This window comes from Bordetella muralis, assembly GCF_965139205.1.
GTDB lineage: Bacteria > Pseudomonadota > Gammaproteobacteria > Burkholderiales > Burkholderiaceae_B > Bordetella_A > Bordetella_A muralis.
This window is the reverse complement of the sequence record NZ_CBCSIU010000003.1, coordinates 358501-379447: the sequence shown is the minus strand read 5'-3', so window position 1 is coordinate 379447 and position 20947 is coordinate 358501. Positions and strand designations below refer to the sequence as shown.

At 60.6% G+C, this 20947-nt stretch carries 18 protein-coding genes; 13 read left to right on the top strand and 5 right to left on the bottom strand.

Annotation, left to right across the window (positions count from 1 at the left end):
- From ftsW to lpxC, 8 genes are all read left to right on the top strand, one after another.
- Complete coding sequence (gene ftsW / locus ACNA0I_RS08365) at positions 1 to 1194, top strand: putative lipid II flippase FtsW (protein WP_415805605.1); 1194 nt, start codon at positions 1 to 3, stop codon at positions 1192 to 1194.
- Positions 1191 to 2264: an undecaprenyldiphospho-muramoylpentapeptide beta-N-acetylglucosaminyltransferase gene (murG, locus tag ACNA0I_RS08360; protein WP_415805604.1), complete on the top strand. Its 1074-nt coding sequence runs from the start codon at positions 1191 to 1193 to the stop codon at positions 2262 to 2264. The genes ftsW and murG overlap by 4 nt, the downstream gene beginning before the upstream one ends.
- Positions 2261 to 3667: a UDP-N-acetylmuramate--L-alanine ligase gene (gene murC / locus ACNA0I_RS08355; protein WP_415805603.1), complete on the top strand. Its 1407-nt coding sequence runs from the start codon at positions 2261 to 2263 to the stop codon at positions 3665 to 3667. Before murG ends, murC begins: the two co-directional genes overlap by 4 nt.
- Complete coding sequence (locus ACNA0I_RS08350) at positions 3664 to 4641, top strand: D-alanine--D-alanine ligase (RefSeq protein WP_415805602.1); 978 nt, start codon at positions 3664 to 3666, stop codon at positions 4639 to 4641. Before murC ends, ACNA0I_RS08350 begins: the two co-directional genes overlap by 4 nt.
- 18 nt (positions 4642 to 4659) lie before the next feature.
- A complete protein-coding gene (locus tag ACNA0I_RS08345) occupies positions 4660 to 5484 on the top strand; it encodes a cell division protein FtsQ/DivIB (protein WP_415805601.1) in 825 nt (274 codons plus the stop codon).
- A 4-nt stretch (positions 5485 to 5488) separates the two neighbouring features.
- Positions 5489 to 6715 (top strand): cell division protein FtsA, encoded by a 1227-nt coding sequence (gene ftsA, locus ACNA0I_RS08340; RefSeq protein WP_415805600.1) that lies wholly within the window; start codon positions 5489 to 5491, stop codon positions 6713 to 6715.
- Positions 6716 to 6900: 185 nt separating this feature from the next.
- Positions 6901 to 8085 (top strand): cell division protein FtsZ, encoded by a 1185-nt coding sequence (gene ftsZ / locus ACNA0I_RS08335; RefSeq protein ID WP_415805599.1) that lies wholly within the window; start codon positions 6901 to 6903, stop codon positions 8083 to 8085.
- 271 nt (positions 8086 to 8356) lie between these two features.
- Positions 8357 to 9280: a UDP-3-O-acyl-N-acetylglucosamine deacetylase gene (gene lpxC / locus ACNA0I_RS08330; protein ID WP_094837321.1), complete on the top strand. Its 924-nt coding sequence runs from the start codon at positions 8357 to 8359 to the stop codon at positions 9278 to 9280.
- 55 nt (positions 9281 to 9335) lie between these two features.
- On the opposite strand, the gene ACNA0I_RS08325 is transcribed toward lpxC, so the two are convergent.
- Positions 9336 to 9824 (bottom strand): DciA family protein, encoded by a 489-nt coding sequence (locus tag ACNA0I_RS08325; RefSeq protein WP_415805598.1) that lies wholly within the window; start codon positions 9822 to 9824, stop codon positions 9336 to 9338.
- A gap of 43 nt (positions 9825 to 9867) precedes the next feature.
- Here ACNA0I_RS08325 and ACNA0I_RS08320 point away from each other — a divergent pair, with 43 nt between their 5' ends.
- The 4 genes from ACNA0I_RS08320 to ACNA0I_RS08305 all read left to right on the top strand — a co-directional run bounded on the left by ACNA0I_RS08320 (position 9868) and on the right by ACNA0I_RS08305 (position 16065).
- Positions 9868 to 10914 carry a M23 family metallopeptidase gene (locus tag ACNA0I_RS08320; protein ID WP_415805636.1) on the top strand — a complete coding sequence of 349 codons (1047 nt, stop codon included), beginning with the start codon at positions 9868 to 9870 and terminating at the stop codon, positions 10912 to 10914.
- A gap of 248 nt (positions 10915 to 11162) precedes the next feature.
- Positions 11163 to 13913, top strand: a complete 2751-nt coding sequence (secA, locus tag ACNA0I_RS08315; RefSeq protein ID WP_415805597.1) for a preprotein translocase subunit SecA — start codon at positions 11163 to 11165, stop codon at positions 13911 to 13913.
- 105 nt (positions 13914 to 14018) lie between these two features.
- The gene (locus ACNA0I_RS08310) at positions 14019 to 14735 is read left to right on the top strand and encodes a VOC family protein (RefSeq protein WP_415805596.1); all 717 of its coding nucleotides are present in this window, start codon (positions 14019 to 14021) and stop codon (positions 14733 to 14735) included.
- Between the two features lie 64 nt (positions 14736 to 14799).
- Entirely contained in the window at positions 14800 to 16065 is a 1266-nt protein-coding gene (locus tag ACNA0I_RS08305) for a D-amino acid dehydrogenase (RefSeq protein WP_415805635.1), read from the top strand.
- A gap of 4 nt (positions 16066 to 16069) precedes the next feature.
- Here the strand turns inward: ACNA0I_RS08305 and pagP are convergent, their stop codons facing one another.
- From pagP to ACNA0I_RS08285, 4 genes are all read right to left on the bottom strand, one after another.
- Positions 16070 to 16621, bottom strand: a complete 552-nt coding sequence (gene pagP / locus ACNA0I_RS08300) for a lipid IV(A) palmitoyltransferase PagP (protein ID WP_415805595.1) — start codon at positions 16619 to 16621, stop codon at positions 16070 to 16072.
- Between the two features lie 264 nt (positions 16622 to 16885).
- Positions 16886 to 18349, bottom strand: a complete 1464-nt coding sequence (mgtE, locus tag ACNA0I_RS08295) for a magnesium transporter (RefSeq protein WP_415805594.1) — start codon at positions 18347 to 18349, stop codon at positions 16886 to 16888.
- Positions 18350 to 18360: 11 nt separating this feature from the next.
- Positions 18361 to 18768, bottom strand: a complete 408-nt coding sequence (locus ACNA0I_RS08290; protein WP_094823077.1) for an acyl-CoA thioesterase — start codon at positions 18766 to 18768, stop codon at positions 18361 to 18363.
- Between the two features lie 112 nt (positions 18769 to 18880).
- Positions 18881 to 19924 (bottom strand): YeiH family protein, encoded by a 1044-nt coding sequence (locus tag ACNA0I_RS08285; protein ID WP_415805593.1) that lies wholly within the window; start codon positions 19922 to 19924, stop codon positions 18881 to 18883.
- 124 nt (positions 19925 to 20048) lie between these two features.
- Here ACNA0I_RS08285 and ACNA0I_RS08280 point away from each other — a divergent pair, with 124 nt between their 5' ends.
- Complete coding sequence (locus tag ACNA0I_RS08280) at positions 20049 to 20936, top strand: LysR family transcriptional regulator (RefSeq protein WP_415805592.1); 888 nt, start codon at positions 20049 to 20051, stop codon at positions 20934 to 20936.
- Positions 20937 to 20947 lie beyond the last annotated feature (11 nt).

Sequence of the window (20947 nt, the reverse complement as noted above, 5' to 3'; positions counted from 1 at the left end):
ATGAGTCTATTCGCCGAGCTCACGACCAGCCTCAACGCCGTCCGGCCGGGACGCACGCGCATGCGCAATTACGACGCGCCGCTGGTGCTGGCGTCCGTGACGCTGCTGTTGCTCGGCCTGTTGATGGTCTATTCGGCGTCGATCGCCTTGGCGGATGGCCCTCGTTATGCCTCGTATGGCCGGTTCTATTTCGTGATCCGCCATGGTTTGTTTCTCGCGGCCGGCTTGGTCGCAGGCGCCGTCGCGTTGTCGATGCCCATGCGATTCTGGCAACGCATGGCGGTACCGGGGTTCATGGTCGCGCTGGCCTTGCTGCTCGCCGTGCTGATTCCTGGCATCGGCCGTGAAGTCAACGGCGCGCATCGCTGGATTCCGCTGGGTCCGTTGAATTTTCAACCGTCGGAAATGATGAAGCTGTGCGCCTTGCTCTACGCCGCGGACTACACCGTGCGCAAACAGGAATACATGCAGTCTTTCGTGCGGGGCTTTTTACCTATGGCTTTTGCCTTGGGCGCGGTGGGGATGCTGTTGTTGCTGGAGCCTGACTTGGGGGCGTTCATCGTGATCGTGGCGATCGCGATCGGCATCCTGTTTGTCGGCGGCATCAACGGCAAATACTTCAGCTGCCTCACGGGTGTCATGGTCGGGACGTTCCTCCTGTTGATCTGGTTGTCGCCGTGGCGGCGTGCGCGTCTGTTTGCCTATCTGGATCCCTGGGATGACGCCAACGCGTATGGCAGCGCCTATCAGTTGTCGCACTCGCTCATTGCATTGGGCCGTGGAGAATGGTTTGGCGTTGGTTTGGGCGCCAGCGTGGAAAAACTGCACTACCTCCCAGAGGCTCATACCGACTTTCTGATGGCGGTCGTGGGCGAAGAACTGGGTTTTGCCGGCGTGCTGCTGGTGTTGTTCCTGTTTGTCGTCATTATCCAGCGCGGCTTTGACATTGGCCGGCAGGCCATCGCCATGGAGCGTACTTTTGCTGGCCTGGTCGCGCAGGGTGTCGCTATCTGGATTGGCGTGCAGGCGTTTATCAATATGGGTGTTTGCCTGGGGCTGTTGCCGACCAAGGGGTTGACGCTGCCGTTGATGAGCTACGGCGGCTCGGGCATTGTGATGAACCTGGTTGCGCTGGCCATTTTGCTGCGTGTCGATATCGAGAATCGCATCATGATGCGAGGGGGGCGTGTATGACGGCGCCCACTATCCTGATCATGGCTGGCGGCACGGGCGGACACATCATGCCTGGTTTGGCCGTCGCGCAGATTCTGCGTGAGCGCGGCTGGCGCGTGTTGTGGCTGGGTAATCCCGACAAAATGGAAGGCCGCCTGGTGCCTTCGCGCGGTTTTGATCTGGTGCCGATGCGCTTTCAGGGCGTACGCGGACGCGGCGTCATGGCATTGCTCAAGTTGCCGTTCCTGTTGGCGCGCGCCTGCATGCAGGCCTGGCAGCGTTTGTCGCAGGTCCGTCCCGATGTGGTGTTGGGTATGGGCGGATATGTGGCCTTTCCTGGTGGCATGATGGCGTCGCTGCGCGGCATGCCCTTGGTGGTGCATGAGCAAAACGCAGTAGCCGGCACCGCCAATCGATGGCTGGCCAAGCGTGCCCGCCGAGTGCTGAGCGGTTTTCCGAATGTGTTGCCCCGTGGGGAAGTCCTCGGGAATCCCGTGCGCGAAGATCTGTGCGCGCTGCCTGAGCCTGCTGCGCGTTATGGCGAACGCACCGGTCCGTTGCGCGTTTTGGTCGTGGGAGGCAGCCTCGGGGCACAAGCGTTGAATACCGTGCTGCCTCGCGCGCTCGCACTGATCGAGCCGCAGTCTCGTCCGGAAGTCACTCACCAAGCCGGTGAACAACATCTGCAGGCATTGCGTGACGGTTACGCCCAAGCGGGTGTGCAAGCGGATTGTCGTGATTTTATTGATGACATGTCTGCCGCGATGGCGCAGGCCGACGTGTTGATTTGCCGCGCGGGCGCGATGACAGTGGCCGAGGTTGCGGCCGCCGGTGTGGCGGCGTTGTTTGTGCCGTTTCCGCATGCCATTGATGACCACCAGACAGCAAATGCCCGCTTTTTGAGCGATGTGCAGGCCGCCTGGCTTTGCCCGCAAACCGAACTGACGCCTGAGTGGCTGGCTCAATGGTTACGCCAGCGTACGCGTCCTGAACTCCAGTCCGTGGCGGAACGGGCGCGCGATCATGCGCGTCCGCAAGCTGCGGCAGATATCGCCGATGTCTGCGAACAAGCAGCGAGGCGCGCAACATGAAACACAGAATCCAGCATATTCATTTCGTCGGTATCGGCGGTTCGGGCATGAGCGGCATCGCCGAGGTGCTGTTGAACCTCGGCTATACCATCAGCGGCTCTGATTTGAGCGAGTCAGCGGTCACTCGTCGCCTTGCCTCGTTGGGGGCGACGGTCGCCGTCGGCCATACCGCCTCCAATGTCGCCGGTGCCGATGCGATTGTGACGTCGACGGCCGTCGCCGGAGACAACCCCGAGGTCATTGCGGCACGCGCCGCAGGAATTCCGGTGGTGCCGCGCGCCATCATGCTGGCTGAGTTGATGCGCTTGAAGCGCGGGATTGCTGTGGCAGGCACGCATGGCAAGACGACCACGACGAGCCTGGTCGCCAGCATATTGGCTGCCGGCGACCTGGATCCGACGTTTGTGATTGGCGGCCGCTTGAACTCGGCGGGCGCCAATGCGCGGCTGGGGCAAGGCGAGTACATCGTGGTCGAGGCTGACGAATCTGATGCGTCATTCCTCAATCTGTTGCCGGTCATGGCGATCGTGACCAATATCGATGCCGATCATATGGACACGTATGGTCATGACGTCGCTCGTCTGAAAAGCGCGTTCATCGAATTCACGCAACGCCTGCCGTTCTACGGCAGCGCCGTGTTGTGCGCGGATGATGCGAACGTACGCGAGATCATGCCGTTCGTATCGCGCCCGATTACGACTTACGGCCTGAGCCCTGATGCGCAGGTCCGGGCTGAAAATGTGCAGGCCGATGGCACCCGCATGCGCTTTACCGTGCTGCGTCAGGATCGTGATGTGTCCTTGCCGCCCTTGAACGTGGAACTGAATCTGCCAGGTCTGCATAACGTGCGCAATGCGCTGGCTGCCGTGGCGGTCGCGACCGAATTGGGCGTAGACGATCAGGCGATTTGCCAAGCCCTCGCGTCGTTTACCGGTGTGGGGCGACGCTTTACGCAAACGGGTGATTTCGCGGTGCCTGCTGCCCACGGCGGTGGAACGTTCACGGTGATTGATGATTATGGCCATCATCCCGTGGAAATGGCTGCTACGTTGGCCGCTGCGCGAGGCGCTTGGCCGGACCGGCGCATCGTCTTGGCTTTCCAGCCGCACCGCTACACCCGTACACGTGATTGCTTCGAGGACTTTGTCCGTGTGCTAGGCAATGCCGATGCCGTATTGCTGACCGAGGTCTATGCCGCGGGCGAGCCGCCGTTGGTGGCGGCCGACGGCCGTGCCTTGTCGCGTGCGTTGCGTGTCGCAGGACGCGTGGAACCTCTGTTTGTGGAAGACGTATCCGAATTGCCGCAAGCCATTGTGGATTTCGTGCGTGATGGTGACGTTGTGGTGGTCATGGGCGCTGGCTCGATCAGCAAAGTGCCCGGCTTGGTAGGAGAGTTGGCATGAGCCAGGCGGCAAAACAACCGATCGATGTGAAGGCCTTGGGCAAAGTTGGCGTCTTGTATGGCGGTCGATCCGCCGAACGGGATGTGTCGATCATGTCCGGGCAAGGTGTGCATCAGGCCTTGCAGAGCGCGGGTGTCGATGCGCATCTGTTCGACACGGGTGAACGTTCGCTGGCGGATTTGGCGGCGGCGGGCTTTGACCGTGTATTCATTGCATTGCACGGCCGCTATGGCGAGGACGGCACTTTGCAGGGTGCGTTGGAATTGCTGGGATTGCCCTATACGGGCAGCGGGCCTATGGCTTCCAGCCTGGCCATGGACAAGACCATGACCAAGCGAGTGTGGTTGCAGTATGGCTTGCCCACACCGGCCTTCGAGTCGCTGGATGCGCAATCGGAGCTGCGCACCGTGCCTGATCGTCTGGGTCTGCCATTGATCTTGAAGCCGCCGCATGAAGGTTCGACCGTCGGTATTACCAAGGTCGTCGGTTATTCCGACATGAAAGAGGCCTACGCGCAGGCGGCGCGTTTTGACGACGAGGTACTGGCCGAGCAATTCATCGTTGGACGCGAGTTGACCGTAGCCGTATTGGGTACCGGGCACTCGGCGCGCGCTTTGCCGGTGATTGAGATCGTGGCGCCGGGCGGCAACTACGACTACGAGCACAAGTATTTTTCCGACGAAACGCAGTATTTTTGCCCCGCCAATTTGCCCGGCGACGTGGCACGCCATGTTGAGGATATCGCTGAACGTGCCTATCGCGCGCTGGGTTGCGCAGGATGGGGGCGTATTGATTTCATGCTGGATGCGAACAACCAGCCCTGGTTACTGGAGGCCAATACCTCGCCGGGGATGACCAGTCATTCGCTGGTCCCCATGGCTGCGAAGGCAGTAGGTATGAGTTACGCCGAATTGTGTGTCGCTATTTTGTCCGAGGCTTCGTGCAAGGTGCACAGCCCCGCCCGTCAATCGTAATTTGAATCGGAATCTTCTGTGTGGAACGACGCTCGCACCACCAACCTGATTGCCAACACGCTAGCCGTGTTGGCAGTGGTGGCCATGCTCGCGGCATGCGTAGTGTGGATCGGGCATCGTCCGTACTTCACGTTGGCGGCGATCGAATTGGAGCCGGCTCCCGACACCGACTTGCACTACGTCTCCGCCGAATCCGTGCGTGCGGTGATAGCTCATCGATTCGACGGGAACTTTTTCACCGTGAATCTGGACGAAGCCCGCGAAGTGTTCGAATCGGTACCCTGGGTGCGTCGCGCATCGATCCGGCGTATCTGGCCTGGAACGTTGCGTGTGCAGATCGAGGAGGAGCAACCGCTGGCTCTGTGGAACGAAAACCAGATGATCAACACCTGGGGCGAAGCGTTCACAGCCAATACGGGCGAGCTCGACGACGATACGGAATTGCCGCAATTCTCCGGGCCCGAGGGCACAGAGGGACTGGTGGTGCAGCGTTACGCCGAATTGGCTCGCTGGTTCGCGCCGCTGGATTTGCACGTGCGCGAGTTGGATTTGAGTCCACGTTATGCCTGGAAGGCCACTTTGTCCAACGGGTTGGTGCTGGACCTGGGCCGCGATCCGGGGGCCGATGCGCCCGATCCGCATGGCGTGCCCGGCGCGCTGCCGTTCGCGGCTCGTATCCAGCGGTTCGTGCAAGCCTGGCCGGCTGTGGTCAGCCGGCTCGAGGGCCGCGGCGTGACACAGGCCGACCTGCGTTATCCCAATGGGTTCGCCCTGGCTCTGGCGCCGCTGCCGGAAGGGCAACCGAAATCGAAATCTTCATCCACATCTTCAAAGAAGCGTTAACGCCATGACCCGTGACATCAAGGACCTCATCGTCGCCCTCGATATTGGCACTAGCAAAGTAGTAGCCGTGGTCGCCGAAATCCTGCCGGAAGGGCGTTTTGAAGTGCTCGGCCTCGGCCAGCACGAATCGCGCGGCATGCGCAAAGGCGTGGTTGTCAATATCGAGACCACCGTCAACTCCATTCAGCGGGCGCTCGAAGAGGCCGAGCTGATGGCCGACTGCAAAATCCGCGACGTCTACACCGGCATCGCGGGCAGCCACATCCGCAGTTTTAATTCGAGCGGCATGGTGGCAGTCAAAGACAAGGAAGTCACGGCGACCGACGTCGCGCGTGTGATCGAGACGGCCAAAGCGGTGAACATCCCTACCGATCAACAAGTGCTGCACGTGTTGACCCAGGAATTCATCGTCGATGGCCAGGAAGACATCCGCGAACCCATCGGCATGAGCGGTTTGCGTCTCGAGGTCCGTGTCCACATCGTCACCGGTGCTGTCAGCGCGGCGCAAAACATCGTCAAGTGCGTGCGCCGGTGCGGCCTGGAAGTGCAAGATCTGATTCTGCAGCCGCTGGCCTCCAGCTTGGCCTGCCTGACCGCCGACGAAAAAGAGCTCGGCGTGGTGCTGGTCGATATCGGTGGCGGCACGACGGATGTGGCGATCTATACCGGTGGTGCGATTCGTCACACCGCGGTGCTGCCGATCGCGGGTGACCAGATCACGAACGACATCGCTGCAATGCTGCGCACGCCTACGCCGGATGCCGAAGAAATCAAACTGCGTTACGGCGTGGCCAAGCAAATCCTGGCGCGTCCTGACGAGTCGGTCGAGGTGCCGGGACTGGGCGATCGCGGCCCACGCCAGGTCAAACGCCAGGCATTGGGTGCTGTGATCGAGCCGCGTGTCGAGGAATTGTTTTCGTTGGTGCAACAAGTCGTGAGGGAGTCGGGCTACGAAGACCTCCTGGCTTCGGGCGTGGTGCTGACCGGAGGCTCTGCACAGATGCCCGGCATGATCGAACTGGCCGAGGATGTGTTCCTCAAGCCTGTGCGCGTGGCGACGCCCGAATACGAAGGCAGCCTGTCCGACGTGATGCGCAATCCGCGTTTCTCGACCGTGATGGGGTTGTTGCAAGAAGCACGCATGCAGCGTGTGCGTGGCCGCAAAGTGGCTGCGCAGACGGGCAACTTCAAGAGCCTGCTGGCTCGTATGAAGGAGTGGTTCATGAATTGATCAGGGGGCAGACCGGGGCCTGCTCCTGGCTTGATCCGTCGCAAGACGGCGCAGGCCGAATAGGGGAGACGCTTCAAACCCGTTGCGGATTATCCGATCGGCGTCGGCTTTGAAGCGATTCACAAAAGCATAGGTTGTTGGGGAATTTTTGTGATTTGCATATCCAGACTTGTGAGGGAGTCATCATGATGAACTTTGAAATGCTTGAGAACAACACCAAAGGGACCGTTATCAAGGTCGTGGGTGTTGGGGGTGCAGGCGGCAATGCCGTCGCGCACATGATCCGCAGCGGCGTCAACGGCGTGGATTTCATCTGCGCTAATACCGACGCCCAGGCGCTGGCCGCAACCAATGCGCCGGTGCAGATTCGCCTGGGCCGTACCGGCCTGGGTGCTGGTGCCAAGCCTGAGCAAGGCCGCGCATCGGCAGAAACCGCACGCGAAGAAATCCGTTCGGCCTTGAACGGTGCCCACATGGTGTTCATCACTGCCGGTATGGGTGGTGGCACGGGAACGGGCGCTGGTCCGGTGGTGGCGGAAGTCGCCAAAGAGCTGGGCATCCTGACCGTGGGCGTCGTGACCAAGCCCTTTAACTTCGAAGGCAACAAGCGCCTGAAGATGGCTGAAGACGGCATCAACGAGCTGGCCAAACACGTACATTCTCTCATCGTGGTGCTCAACGAGAACCTCTATGAGCTGATGGACGAGGACGCCACGCAAGAAGATTGCTTCAAGTCCGCCGACGATATCCTGCACAACGCGTGCGCCGGTATCGCCGAGATCATCAACGTCGAAGGCAACGTGAACGTCGACTTCGAAGACGTCAAGACGATCATGGGCGAACAAGGCCAGGCCATGATGGGCACGGCGACCGCCAGCGGTGCCGATCGTGCCCGCGTGGCAGCCGAGCAAGCCATCGCTTGCCCGCTGCTCGAAGGCGTGGACCTGAACGGCGCTCGCGGCGTGTTGGTCAACATCACGGCCAGCCGCACACTGAAGATGCGCGAAACGCGCGAAATCATGGAAACGATCCGCAGCTACGCCTCGGACGACGCGACCGTGATCTTCGGTACGGCTTACGACGAGTCGATGGCCGACAGCCTGCGCGTGACTGTGGTCGCTACCGGCCTGGGCCGTGCCGTTGCTGCACCGAAGTTGGTGCAAAACGTGGCCGAAGGTCTGCGTACCGGTACCGACAACATGCCTGTGATGGGCGGAATGGTTGGCCAGCAGGGCGACTACCGCAATCTGGACATGCCTTCGGTGATGCGTAACCCGCGCACCCAGGCATCTGCCCAGGTGCGTGCTCTGGAAAGCTCGGGGATGGATCACTTCGATATTCCCGCATTCCTGCGCAAGCAAGCGGATTGATGTTGTTTTAAACGGGCTGGGGAACTGGCCCGACTCCCTCAGCGCCGGCCCGTTTCCCCTGACGGGCCGGACGCCGGGCGGTGTGCGCTCGAAAGTTTTGTCTTGCTTTCAATTCCGTCCGATAGCAGATGTAATGCGTTCGGTACAGTGGGGCAGATGTGTCGGCAGATGTATCAAAGGCGTGGCGCAGGGCGCCTGCCGGGGTTACAATATGATCTTATGCCGGTGATTTCATTGATTTTTGCCGGCTAGGCTCAAGCACAAATAACCTATGTTTCGACAGCGCAGTATTCAGAATCTCGTCCGCACAACAGGCGTAGGCGTCCACTCGGGACGTCGGGTCGAGCTCACTCTGCGTCCTGCCGAAGCCAACACAGGGATCGTTTTTCACCGAGTCGATTTGCCGCAGGTCGTGGATCTGCCCGCGCAAGCAGACGGCGTGGGCGATACCCGCATGGCGTCTGTGCTGCAGCAAGGCAACGTCCGTGTTTCTACCGTCGAACACCTGATGTCCGCGCTGGCGGGCCTGGGCATCGACAACCTGCACGTCGATCTCACTGCCGAAGAAGTCCCCATCATGGACGGCAGCGCCGCGACGTTTGTGTATCTGTTGCGCTCGGCTGGCATCGTCGAGCAAAACGCGCCCAAGCAATTCATCCGCGTCAAGAAACCCGTCGAAATCCGCGAGGGTGAGGGCCGCAGCCTGAAATGGGCTCGCCTCGAGCCGCACGAGGGTTTTGCTCTGGCTTTCTCGATTGATTTCCGTCATCCCGCTATCGATTCCACGGCTAATTTTGCCGAGATCGATTTTGCTACGCATTCCTATGTCCGCGAAATTGCTCGCGCGCGGACTTTCGGGTTCGTCAACGAGGTCGAGGCACTACGCTCGATGGGCCTGGCCCGCGGCGGCAGTCTGGACAACGCCATCGTGATGGACGAATACCGGGTCTTGAATAGCGATGGCTTGCGTTACGACGACGAGTTCGTCAAACACAAGATTCTCGACGCGATTGGCGATTTGTACCTGCTGGGCAAGCCCTTGGTGGCGCGCTACGTCGCCTGCAAATCCGGCCACGGCCTGAACAACCAGCTGGCGCGCGCGCTGTTGGCGCAGCGTGATGCGTGGGAACTGGTGACTTACGAATCCCAGGCTGCAGCCCCGCAGGCATTCCGCCACGAGTGGAAACTCGCCTGATTTTTGCACTGAGTTGTGCGCGGCTCTGCGAGCCGTTTTGCTGAGTCAGTGCCTGCTACTTGTTTTTGTGGTGCGCCAGCAGTCTGGCGACGGCATCGGCCAGCGGCCCCGGGCGCAGATTCCCTTGTAACGATTCGAAAGCATCGAGCGCTGTTTCTCCCAGAGGCTGAGCTTCTTTTGGGGGACGGGGCGCTTTTGCCCCAGGGCGGGGCATTCCGGCTTGAACCTTGACGGCAATTTCGTTAAGGTTCCAACCTTGGGTATTGAGTGTTTGTGCAATCCGCGGAGCCAGCTGACGCAGCTTGGCCGCGTGCGCCGCGCTCGGTACCGCTAGTTGCAGCCGTGGGGTTTCCAGCTTGGCCACGACGCAGACAGCGCCGAGCGCTGGCGGTAACACAGCGGCGATAGCATGCTGTATTTGCAGGTGCACGCGCGCCGTAGCCAGCACGCCGGCGCCGCGCGTATCGTGACCCAGCCACCCCAGCGGGGTTTCTCCCCGCCGGCTGGCAGAAGAACGAGAGCGGTTTGATGCAGGTCTGTTCATGCCAGCTCAATAACAGGATTTACGTACCTTGAAACTCGTGATTATGCACGCCCGCGAGGGTCAGCCCGGACAACAGGTCCTGGGCGGCGCTCGTTTGTGGCTGGTGCTGGCCGCTTTCCTGGCCACGGCGGCGCTGATTGGTGCCACCGTACAGCGCTACCTTACTCCTATTGCCCCGGCTGCGTATTCTGTCGACTGGGCAGCCTATTCTCCCGGCGGACAACCCGAGCGCGATTCCGCTTTTTTGCGTGAAAACGTCGGGTTGCTGGCGGCAAAGGTCGGCGAATTGCAAGCCAAGCTGGTGGGCATCGACAGCGTCGGACGCCGGGTGGCCAAGGTCGCCGGGGTGGCTTATACCGATCCCGAGCTGGCAGCGGGCCTGAATGCGCCTGCGAAGGCCGAGCAGGTGATGGATAACTTGTTCACCGACCGCCAGCCGCCGCCCATGCAGGAATCGGCCGAGGCACTGGGCCGCCAATTGGATGAGTTGCAGGCGCGCTTGCTGCAGCAAACCGACAATCTGCGTATGCTGGATGTGGCGCTGACGCGCCGCTCGGCGGACCAGGCCCGCCTGCCGTCGACCATGCCGGTCAGCGACTATCCCTTTCTCAGCTCGTCGTATGGCTGGCGCCGCAATCCCGTTACGCACCGATATGCCATGCACGAAGGCCTGGACTTCGCCGCGCCCTCGGGGACCCCGATCTTGGCGGCTTCTGGCGGTGTCGTACTCGAGTCCCGTTTTCAATCAGGCTATGGAAATACCGTCGAGGTGGATCATGGCGACGGCATGATCACTCGTTATGCCCATGCTTCGAAGTTGCTGGTCAAACCGGGCGAATTGGTCAGCCGCGGCCAGCAAATCGCCCTGGTGGGCTCGACTGGCCAGTCTACGGGACCGCATTTGCACTTTGAGGTGCGTCTGGAGGGGCAGCCGCTGGATCCCCGCCTATTCCTGAAGTCTCCGGACACGACGCGGCCCGTGGTGGCCCAGGCATCAGGTCTGACCGCCTCCGGGCAGGCAGCCGGCACGGCGACGGGCAGCGCCGTAGCACGGGCAGGACCGGCGCCGTCTCAGTCCGTGACGCGTTGAGTACGGGATAAGCTCTCCGTTTCAGCGCCTTCAGTTTCCGGCCCCTGTGGCGCGGACAAACACCACAAGCGCGCATTGCATCGAGTGAACACGGCTCGTTTTATCCGGGTTGGGACCGATTCCGCCCAGGTGCGTTAAACTCGATCGTTTCCCAGCGGGATTGCTCCGCTCAACCAAGTAACATTCCGCGCCGAGCGGTACCTGGCCTGTTTTGGGACAGGAGGCCGACGGCGCTGCCACCGACACGCATGGTTTCTCTGCTCAAAAAACTCATAGGCAGCCGCAACGACCGGTTGCTTAAGCAGTATCGCAAGCTGGTAACCCAGATCAACGCACTGGAATCCAAGACTGCCGCGCTCTCTGATGCAGAGCTTACGGCCAAGACCGACGAATTCCGCAGCCGGCATGCCCAGGGGACATCGCTTGACGATCTGTTGCCCGAGGCCTTTGCCGTGGTGCGCGAGGCCGGCAAGCGTGTATTCGGCATGCGCCATTTCGATGTGCAGATGTTGGGCGGTATCGCGCTGCATAACGGCAAGATCGCGGAAATGCGTACCGGCGAGGGCAAGACCCTGATGGCGACGCTGCCCGTCTACCTGAACGCGATTGCGGGCAAGGGCGTGCACGTTGTGACGGTCAACGATTATCTGGCTCGCCGTGATGCGGGCTGGATGGGCCGTCTGTACGGCTTCCTCGGAATGACCACCGGCGTTGTGGTGCCCCAGCAGCCCAACGACGAGAAAATCGCCGCCTACGCCGCAGATATCACCTACGGGACCAACAACGAATTCGGTTTCGACTACCTGCGCGACAACATGGAATATCGCGTCGAGGATCGCCGCCAGCGTCCGCTGGCGTATGCGATCGTTGACGAAGTCGACTCCATCCTGATCGACGAGGCACGTACCCCGCTGATCATCTCGGGCCAGGCTGAAGACCACACCGAGCTCTACATCCGCATGAATGCCGTGCCGCCGCTGTTGACGCGCATGGCGTCGGAGCCCAAAGCGCACGAACCCGAGCCCGAGGGCGATTTCTGGGTCGACGAAAAATCGCAGCAGGTCTATCTCTCGGAAAAAGGCCATGAAACCGCCGAGCGCCTGCTGAGCCAGCAGGGTATCTTGCCCGAGGGCGAGTCGCTGTACGATCCGCGCCATATTTCCCTGATGCACCACTTGATGGTCGCGTTGCGCGCCAATACGCTGTTCTTTCGCGATCAGCAGTATGTGGTGCAAGACGGCGAGGTGGTCATTGTCGACGAATTCACCGGCCGCCTGATGGTGGGCCGCCGCTGGTCCGATGGTCTGCACCAGGCGGTCGAGGCCAAAGAGGGCGTCAAGATCCAGCACGAAAACCAGACGCTGGCATCGATCACGTTCCAGAATTACTTCCGCATGTACGAGAAACTCTCGGGCATGACGGGGACGGCCGACACCGAGGCCTACGAATTCCAGGAAATTTACGGTCTGGAAACGGTCATCATTCCGACCAACAAGCCGATGATCCGCAAGGATCAAAACGACCAGGTCTTCAAGACGGCGCAGGAAAAATTCAACGCCATCCTGAACGACATTCGCGATTGTCACGAGCGTGGTCAGCCTGTGTTGGTGGGGACGACCAGCATCGAAAACTCCGAGTTGCTGTCCGGCCTGCTCAAGCAAGCCAAGCTGCCGCACGAGGTGTTGAACGCCAAGCAGCACGCTCGCGAAGCCGAGATCGTGGCCGAGGCCGGCAAGCCTGGTCACATCACGATTGCGACCAACATGGCCGGCCGGGGTACCGACATCGTGCTGGGGGGCAGCGTCGAGAAACAAATCGATCTGATCCGTGCCGATGAGTCGCTGTCCGACGCCGACAAAGAAGCCCGTATCGAAAAAGTACGTGCCGATTGGAAGCCTGCCAACGAGCAGGTAAAGGCTGCGGGCGGCCTGCGCATCATCGGTACCGAGCGCCACGAATCGCGCCGTATCGACAACCAGTTGCGCGGCCGGGCAGGCCGTCAGGGTGATCCGGGCTCATCGCGTTTCTACCTGTCTCTCGAAGACCCGCTGATGCGGATTTTCGCGGGCGACCGCGTGCGCGCCATCATGGAACGCCTGAAGCTCCCCGAAGGCGAGCCCATCGAGGCAGGCATGGTGACGCGTTCCATCGAGACTGCGCAACGCAAGGTCGAGGGCCGCAACTTCGATATTCGCAAGCAACTGCTCGAATACGACGACGTTTCCAACGACCAGCGCAAGGTCCTGTACGCGCAACGTAACGACGTGCTCGAGTCCTCGTCGATCCGGACGTCCGTGGAAAATCTCGCCGAAGCCGCCGTGACGGATTTGGTTCGTCAGCATATTCCTGCAGACTCCGTCGAAGAGCAGTGGGACGTTGCCGCGCTGGAAAAGACCTTGGCTGCCGATTGGCAGATCGTCTTGCCGTTGACCGAGATGCTGGAGAAAGAGTCCAGCCTGACCGACGACGACATTCTGACGCGCGTACACGATGCCGTGCGAGAGGTCTATTCCGGCAAGATCGCTCTGGTAGGCGACGAGCCTTGGGCGCAATTCGAACGTTCGATCATGTTGCAGGCGATCGATACGCATTGGCGCGAGCATTTGTCCTCGCTGGATCACCTGCGTCAAGGGATTCATTTGCGCGGCTATGCGCAAAAGAACCCCAAGCAGGAATACAAGCGAGAGGCGTTCGAGCTGTTCTCGGGCATGCTTGATCGTATTCGTGACGACGTCGTCCGCGTGCTGTTGACCGTGCGGGTACAGTCGCCCGAACAGGTCGAGCAGGCCGAGGCCGAGACCAACCAGCCGCATGTGCAGAATGTGCAGTACCACCATTCTGATTACGATGAGGCCTTGGCCAATGCCGATGCAGCTGCGCAAGATGAGCAATCGGCTCAACAGCCGGCACGCAATGTCATGCCCAAGGTCGGGCGTAACGATCCGTGCCCCTGCGGTAGCGGCAAAAAGTACAAACAATGCCACGGCAAGCTGGCGTGATGTCTTTTTCGGCTGCAACCGCTTGATGAGCGGTTGTGTACTGGTGAGCTAAACACTTGGGGATGGTAAATTGCCATCCCCAGTGTTTTTTAGGCGGGCATAGTCATGTTGCATCCCTCTGACGAGACTGAATTCGATCATGCAGTGATCATGGTGCGCGATCGGCTCGATGAATTGGCGCCGCATTTCGAGAAACAGGGTTTTCTGTTGAGCGATAAATCGGTCCATAACCTGGGATCGTGCAATCGCCTGATTCCCTTACAAGGCACCTATGTCGAGTTGCTGGGTTGGCCACCAGGAGCGTCGCCAGCACGCAAGGAAATCGCTGATTCTCCGTTTGGCCTGGAGGCCTTGGTGTTTCGGTCTTTCGATGCGGACGCGACCTATGCGCGTTTGCGGGACGAGGGTTTTGCCGTCAATCCGGTGCAAGCGCTGACCCGTCCGGCCCTCGTAGATGGCCGCGAGATGCAGGCGAGCTTTCGCACGGTGCGCTTTGCAGAGCAGCCGTTGCCCGGGATCCGGATGTATTTTTGCCAGCATCTGACTCCCGAATGCGTCTGGATGCCTGCGCTCATGGCACACCCCAATGGGGCGTTGCGTATCCATCAAATCGAGGTGCGAGCTGCTGATGAGCAGGCGGTGGCCTGGCGCCTGGGGATCATCGCCGATGCCCGGGTCGAGGAGGTCGACACTGGCTGGGACGTGGTGCTGGGCAATTTGCGTTTGAATGTCGTCAATGACGACACGGCATTGATCCCGCGATTGGGACGATTGGTGCTGGAATACAAAGACGGCTCGCGAGAGCTGAACGTCGGCGTTTAAGAACTCTGGCCTGAGCCGTCGGCGATTGTGAACTGAATCTGAACGGCGAGTTTTTTCGGAGACCCTGATGAAGGTCGCGGTACTGGGTGCAGGCGTAGCCGGGGTGGCCGCTGCCTATTATCTGTGGCGTGACGGCCATCAAGTCGTAGTGCTGGATCGCCAAAGCGGCGCGGCACGCGAGACCAGTTTTGGTAATGCCGGCGGATTGTGCCCCAGTTTTGCCGGCCCTTGGGCTGCACCGGGCATGATAGGCAAGGTCGTGAAAATGGCCCTGCAAAAAGAGGCCCCGATTCGTTTTTCCTTTACGCCGAATCCGCGCAAACTGGCTTGGTTGGCGCGTTGGATGGGCAATTGCACTGCAGAACGTTTTCGCGCGAATAAACTGCGGATGCAGCGTGTGGCGCACTATAGCAACGCCTGTCTGCAAGATCTGGCGGCTGCGGGGTTGCCCGTCGAGTTTGACTATCACCGGGACGGCACACTGCAGGTTTTTCGCAGCCAATCCGATCTGAAAGCCGTCAAAGGCATTACGCAGGCATTGGATGAATATGAGGTGCCGTGGCGTTTGCTGGATGGCGATGAGGCCAGGGCCTTGGAGCCTGCCTTGGCGGCATCTCGCGCGCCGATTGCGGGGGCCTTGTATCTGCCCCGTGACGGCTCGGGTGATAGCCACAAGTTTTCTACGGGGTTGGCTGCGTATTTGGCGCAGCAAGGTGTGGTGTTTCGCTACGACACGCCGGTCGTGGCACTGATCAAGGCTGCGGACCGGGTACAAGGTGTACGGATCGAGGGCCAGGCCGAGTTATTTACGGCAGATGCCTATGTGGTTGCACTGGGGCCGCAGACGCCATTCTTGCTGCGTCCTTTGGGTTTGTCTTTGCCGATTTATCCCCTGAAGGGATATTCCATTACAGCTCGTATCGATGATCCGGATCGTGCTCCTCGCGCGGCGCTGATGGACGAATACAACAAAGTCATGATTTCGCGCCTGGGCGATCGCGTGCGGGCGGCCGGGATGGCGGAGCTCAAGGGCTATGGGCTAGCCGTTGATCCGGCTCGCGTCGCATTTTTAAAAGGTGTCGTGCGCGAATGGTTCCCCGACGGCGTGAGCCTCGACGATGCCCAGGCCTGGGCGGGTCTGCGTCCCATGACCCCAGATGGTCCAGCTATCCTGGGCAAGACACGCTATGCGAATCTGTATCTGAACTGCGGCCATGGCTCCAATGGCTGGACGCAGGCGTGCGGTACCGGAAAAATCGTGGCCGATATCGTGTCGGGGCGGCAACCGGAGGTTGACCTGGACGGCTTGACGGTCGACAGATACGCCTGAGTCCCTAGAACGCCCAGCTACCGAACATGAACAACACGTTGCCATTGCCGCTACCCCCGGGAATATAGGTGGCGTAGAGCGTGGCATCGCGATATCCCGCTGATACCAGCGGCAGAATCCCCGGGAACGGAATCCGATTGAAAATATCCGAGCGCGAGGTCAGGAATACGGTGTAGCCGGCGCCAAAACGCCAGTTTTCCCCAACCCGGCCGATTTTCTGAAACCCGTAGCCTGCCAGCGGTTCGATGTCGCTGTGCGAATCCAGAAACGCCATGGCGTAGAGTGCGTGCCAGTCGCCATCCTCGTCATACAGGCTTTTGCCTAGTCCACCACCCCAGGCGATCTCATTGAAGCTATCGATTTTCTTTTTGCTATACGTGGCGCGGTTGTGCCAGGAATAGCCTGTCAGATAGAGTTCGTTGCCGCCTTCGGTCCAGATCTGGTCGATACGCTGGCAGGCGGATTGAGCCCATGACGGCAGGTTGTCACAGGCGAATACTGAAAAAACGGGCGAACAAAGCAGGCAGAACAACACTGCCCGGAGTTTCTTGGTCATAGCGACTCCGTAGCAAGGTGAGATGGCAGATACGCCGGAAAACGGAAGTCTCACCGTCAAGCGGAAGCATGGAGGCTTGCGCCCACAGTATTTAAATATTTCAGAACTAAGTCAGACACATGATGCGTGTCTCTGGCTGAGTTGGGTGCAACGGAATGTTTCTTATTATTCGCGGAGCATACCGATGGACCCAGCCAGGCGTGGAGATCGGGCGTGATGGCATTCGGCCACGCCTACGGGGCGGACACGATGTGGATAGCGAGCCTATAGCAGGAAAACCGTCGCCAGGCCCAGAAAGATAAAGAAACCCAGCGAGTCCGTCGCAAAAGTCAGCAAGACCGAAGAACCGATCGCCGGGTCCTTGCCGAAGCGCGCGCGCACCATGGGGACCAGCACGCCGACCGACGCACCGACCAGCATGTTGCAGATCATGGAGGCCATCATTACAACCGCGATGGCAATGGAGTCAGAGATGGCCCAGGCGAATAGCGCCGCCACCACGCTGCCACAGAGGCCGACCATGAACGTGACCATCATCTCGCGTTTGACCAACTGCCACAGGTTGCGGCCGGTGATGCGGCCCATGGCGAGAGCGCGAATGATCATGGTCATCGTCTGATTGCCCGAATTGCCGCCGATACCGGCCACAATGGACATCAGAAACGCCAGGATCACAATATGGCTTACTGTGTCTTCGAATCGCGAGGCGACGAACGATGCTGTCGCGGCCGTACACAGATTGAAGAGCAGCCATGGTGCACGGTTGCGCAAGGCCATCGCCACCGGGGCGAAGATGTCTTCTTCTTGCAGACCGGCGCGCGAGAGGGCTTGCTCTTGCGAGTCTTCGCGCATCACGTCCACCACGTCGGCGATGGTAACCCGGCCGATCAACCGGCCCTGGTCGTCCATGACGGGTGCTGAGACGAGGTCATAACGTTCAAATGCACCGGCCGCGTCCGCATCGGAGTCCAGCGGGTTCAGCGTCAGGAAATCGGTACTCATGACCGCATGGACTTCGGTCTCGGGCTCGCTGACCAACAAGCGGGACAAGGGCAAGACGCCTTGTAATTTGTCCTGCCGGTCGACGACGAAGACCTGATCGGTATGGTCGGGCAACTCGTGCAGGCGGCGCAGGTAGCGCAGTACCACCTCGAGGGTGACATCCTCGCGCACGCGCACCATCTCGAAATCCATGATGGCGCCCACGCTGTCCTCGGGGTAGCCCATGGCCTCGAGCAGTTGTGCACGCTCTTCTTCGGTCAGGCCTTTCTGGACCTCGGCCACCACATCGGGAGGCAGATCGGGGGCCAGGTCGGCCAGCTCGTCCGCATCCATATTGCCCGTCGCGGCCACCAGATCCTGACGATCCATGGCCTCGATGAGCGATTCCCGCACCCAGTCCTCGACCTCGAGCAGCACGTCGGCGTCATGCTCGGGGCTGACGAGTTTCCAGACGGTCTGACGTTCGTCCTTGGGCAGCGATTCGAGAATGAACGCGATATCGGCCGGATGCAAGGCGTCGACCAGGGACTTGAGCTCGGCTTCGTGCTGGCGATGGACCAGGTCCTCGACCAGCGACGCTTTGTCGTCGCCTTGTTCCTGGCGATGAACGAGGTCCTCGACGAGTTGTTGGCGGCGCAGGCGTTCCTGGACCTCAGCCAAGGCGTGCTGAGCGTCTTCGGGGTCCAGGCGGCGGGGCGTCACGGGCGCGGCGGCGGGCTGCGTCATAGGCTACAAACTTACAGAATAGGCAGGGGGCGGCTGCGCCGGGCTTCGTCAGTGGCGACGTAGGTCAGGACGGCTTCGGTGACCTTGACCACCTCGGCGTCCATGCGATTACGTTCGGCATAGACCTCGACAGATACGGTAACCGAAGTTTTGCCTGTCTTGACGATGGTCGTGTAGAAACTGAGCAGATCGCCTACGAATACCGGCTGCTTGAACTGAAACGCGTTGACAGCAACGGTCGCGACACGTCCCGCGGCACGCCGTGCAGCAGGAATCGAGCCCGCGATATCGACCTGCGACATGATCCATCCGCCAAACACATCGCCATGGATATTGGCGTCTGAGGGCATGGGCATGACACGCAACACGGGATCCCGACCGGCAGGCAGGGTAGTCGTGAAATCTTTGACGCTAGACATGGGCCGGCTCCAGTCCTGATGAAAACCGGCCGATTATGCAGCAAAACGCGCCCCTCTGCGGTTGATTGGCGGGGATTTTTCGCCTTGGGGCGGCCCGGCGGCGAAAACGCCCCTACATCACCAACTTCACCACCCCATAGCCACCCAGTACCAGCCAGACATACAAGATCAATCCCAGCAGCATGACCTTGGGGCCCGCCTGGCGGATCTGGCCGAACCGCGTTTCGATGCCCAGGGCCGTCATCGCCATCGTCAAGGCAAAGACGTCCAGGCGGCGGATGGCGGTGATGACGTCTTCCGGCAGGACGTTCAGGGAATTGATGATGGCCAGGACCAGAAAACCCACGGCAAACCAGGGAATGGGCAAACGTGCCTTGGCCTGGCCTGATCCGTTGGCCGAGGCCGCGCTACGCAGCCACAGGCCCAAGACCAGCAATACCGGCACCAGCAACGCCACCCGGGTCATTTTGACGATCGTGGCCACGTCGGTCGTTGCGGGATCGATATTGCTGGCGGCGCCGACGACTTGCGCGACTTCGTGTACAGTGCCGCCAATATAGAGACCCAGTTCCTGGGGCGTCAGCGCGAGCCAGCCTGCCTGATAGGCCACTGGGTACAGGAACATGGAGAGGGTGCCAAACAGTACTACCGTCGCCACGGCCACGGCGCTCTTGTGAGGGGCGGCACGCAGTGTGGGCTCAAACGCCAGCACCGCCGCCGCGCCGCAAATAGCGCTGCCCGCAGCCGTCAGCATGGCGGTATCGCGATCCAGGCCCAGCAGTCGCTGGCCTACGGTGGTCCCTATCAGCAGCGTTCCCACCACAATGATTACCGACACGGCCAAGCCCGGCAGCCCCACGGCGGCGATCTGCTGGATGCTGATGTTCAGCCCATAAAACGCGACTGCGATACGCAGCAGGCGGCGGGCAGTGAAATTGACTCCCACCGCCCAATCAGCCGGCATGGTGCCGCGCAGGAAATTTCCATACAGCATGCCGCACACGATGCCGATGATCAGAGGCGAAAAACCCAGCTGCCGAATCGCCGGCAGATCGCTCAGCTGCATCACCGCCACCGTCATCAGCGCGACAAAGAAGACGCCATTGAGCTTGTCGCGCCATGGAGTGGCCAGGGGGAGGGTAGTAGAAGTCGACATGGGGGTTGCTGCATAACTTAATAACTTTGAGGAATATTAAATCTGACCGCGTTATTTGAGAAATTTTTAATTTGGATATTAAATATTCGAAATAACGATATCGCTGGCGGCGATGGCTCCCCTTATGACTCCAGATCAACTTTTGACTTTTGCGTATGTGGCGGACGTGGGCAATATCAGCCGCGCAGCGGAATTGCTGTATTTATCCCAGCCAGCCGTCTCGGGGCAGTTGCGTTTGCTGCAAGAATGGTTCGGCGAGCCGCTGTATCGCCGAAAGGGGCATGGCGTGATCTTGACCCCTGCTGGCGAGCGCCTGGCCGAGCAAGCGCGCCAGTTACGCCAGGTCTATCAGCAGGCGCAAACCCTGCGGGAGGCCTGGCAAGGGTTGGAAACGGGCCGGCTGCGGCTGGGGGCGAGTACGACGCCAGCGAGCTATCTGCTGCCTGGGCTCGTTGCCGAGTTTCATCAGCGGTTCCCCGCGGTCAGTCTGCATCTGTCCGACGGCAATACCAGTCAGATCGTGGCGCGTTTGCCCATCTTGGACTTGGCCTTTATCGAGGGCGAAGTGCCGGCAGGCCTGCCCCTGGATACGATGGTCCACCAGTGGCGAGACGATGAGGTCGTGGCGATTGCGCGCGCCGACCATCCTCTGGCGCGGCATGGCGTCGCGCATTTGCAGGAACTGGTCCATTTCGCCCTGGTCATGAGAGAACCAGGCTCGGGTGTGCGGCAATTGGTCGAACGGGCCTTTGCCGACGAGGGTTTGGCGCCCGCGGTGGGCTTGGAACTGGCCGGCGTCGAGGGCGTGAAACAGGCCGTGCGCGCCGGCCTGGGAATTGGATTTGTCTCGCTGCTGTCGATGCGGCACGAGGATGGCACCTTGGCGGTGATCCGGCTCCTGCCGCAGCCCTTGACGCGCACGCTCAGTATCCTCGTCCCGCACTCGCAGACCTCGGCCCGCGCGGCCGAGCGCTTTCTGGAGTCTTGCCTGACCCTGCGACCCGAGGGGTGATCAGCGGCGCG

What these genes read in the sequence shown, in the direction of transcription:
- ftsW (WP_415805605.1), top strand. Translation starts at nt 1, where the DNA reads ATGAGTCTATTCGCCGAGCTCACGACCAGCCTCAACGCCGTCCGGCCG.
- murG (WP_415805604.1), top strand. Translation starts at nt 1,191, where the DNA reads ATGACGGCGCCCACTATCCTGATCATGGCTGGCGGCACGGGCGGACAC.
- murC (WP_415805603.1), top strand. Translation starts at nt 2,261, where the DNA reads ATGAAACACAGAATCCAGCATATTCATTTCGTCGGTATCGGCGGTTCG.
- ACNA0I_RS08350 (WP_415805602.1), top strand. Translation starts at nt 3,664, where the DNA reads ATGAGCCAGGCGGCAAAACAACCGATCGATGTGAAGGCCTTGGGCAAA.
- ftsA (WP_415805600.1), top strand. Translation starts at nt 5,489, where the DNA reads ATGACCCGTGACATCAAGGACCTCATCGTCGCCCTCGATATTGGCACT.
- ftsZ (WP_415805599.1), top strand. Translation starts at nt 6,901, where the DNA reads ATGATGAACTTTGAAATGCTTGAGAACAACACCAAAGGGACCGTTATC.
- lpxC (WP_094837321.1), top strand. Translation starts at nt 8,357, where the DNA reads ATGTTTCGACAGCGCAGTATTCAGAATCTCGTCCGCACAACAGGCGTA.
- ACNA0I_RS08325 (WP_415805598.1), bottom strand. Translation starts at nt 9,824, where the DNA reads ATGAACAGACCTGCATCAAACCGCTCTCGTTCTTCTGCCAGCCGGCGG.
- ACNA0I_RS08320 (WP_415805636.1), top strand. Translation starts at nt 9,868, where the DNA reads ATGCACGCCCGCGAGGGTCAGCCCGGACAACAGGTCCTGGGCGGCGCT.
- secA (WP_415805597.1), top strand. Translation starts at nt 11,163, where the DNA reads ATGGTTTCTCTGCTCAAAAAACTCATAGGCAGCCGCAACGACCGGTTG.
- ACNA0I_RS08310 (WP_415805596.1), top strand. Translation starts at nt 14,019, where the DNA reads ATGTTGCATCCCTCTGACGAGACTGAATTCGATCATGCAGTGATCATG.
- pagP (WP_415805595.1), bottom strand. Translation starts at nt 16,621, where the DNA reads ATGACCAAGAAACTCCGGGCAGTGTTGTTCTGCCTGCTTTGTTCGCCC.
- mgtE (WP_415805594.1), bottom strand. Translation starts at nt 18,349, where the DNA reads ATGACGCAGCCCGCCGCCGCGCCCGTGACGCCCCGCCGCCTGGACCCC.
- ACNA0I_RS08290 (WP_094823077.1), bottom strand. Translation starts at nt 18,768, where the DNA reads ATGTCTAGCGTCAAAGATTTCACGACTACCCTGCCTGCCGGTCGGGAT.
- ACNA0I_RS08285 (WP_415805593.1), bottom strand. Translation starts at nt 19,924, where the DNA reads ATGTCGACTTCTACTACCCTCCCCCTGGCCACTCCATGGCGCGACAAG.
- ACNA0I_RS08280 (WP_415805592.1), top strand. Translation starts at nt 20,049, where the DNA reads ATGACTCCAGATCAACTTTTGACTTTTGCGTATGTGGCGGACGTGGGC.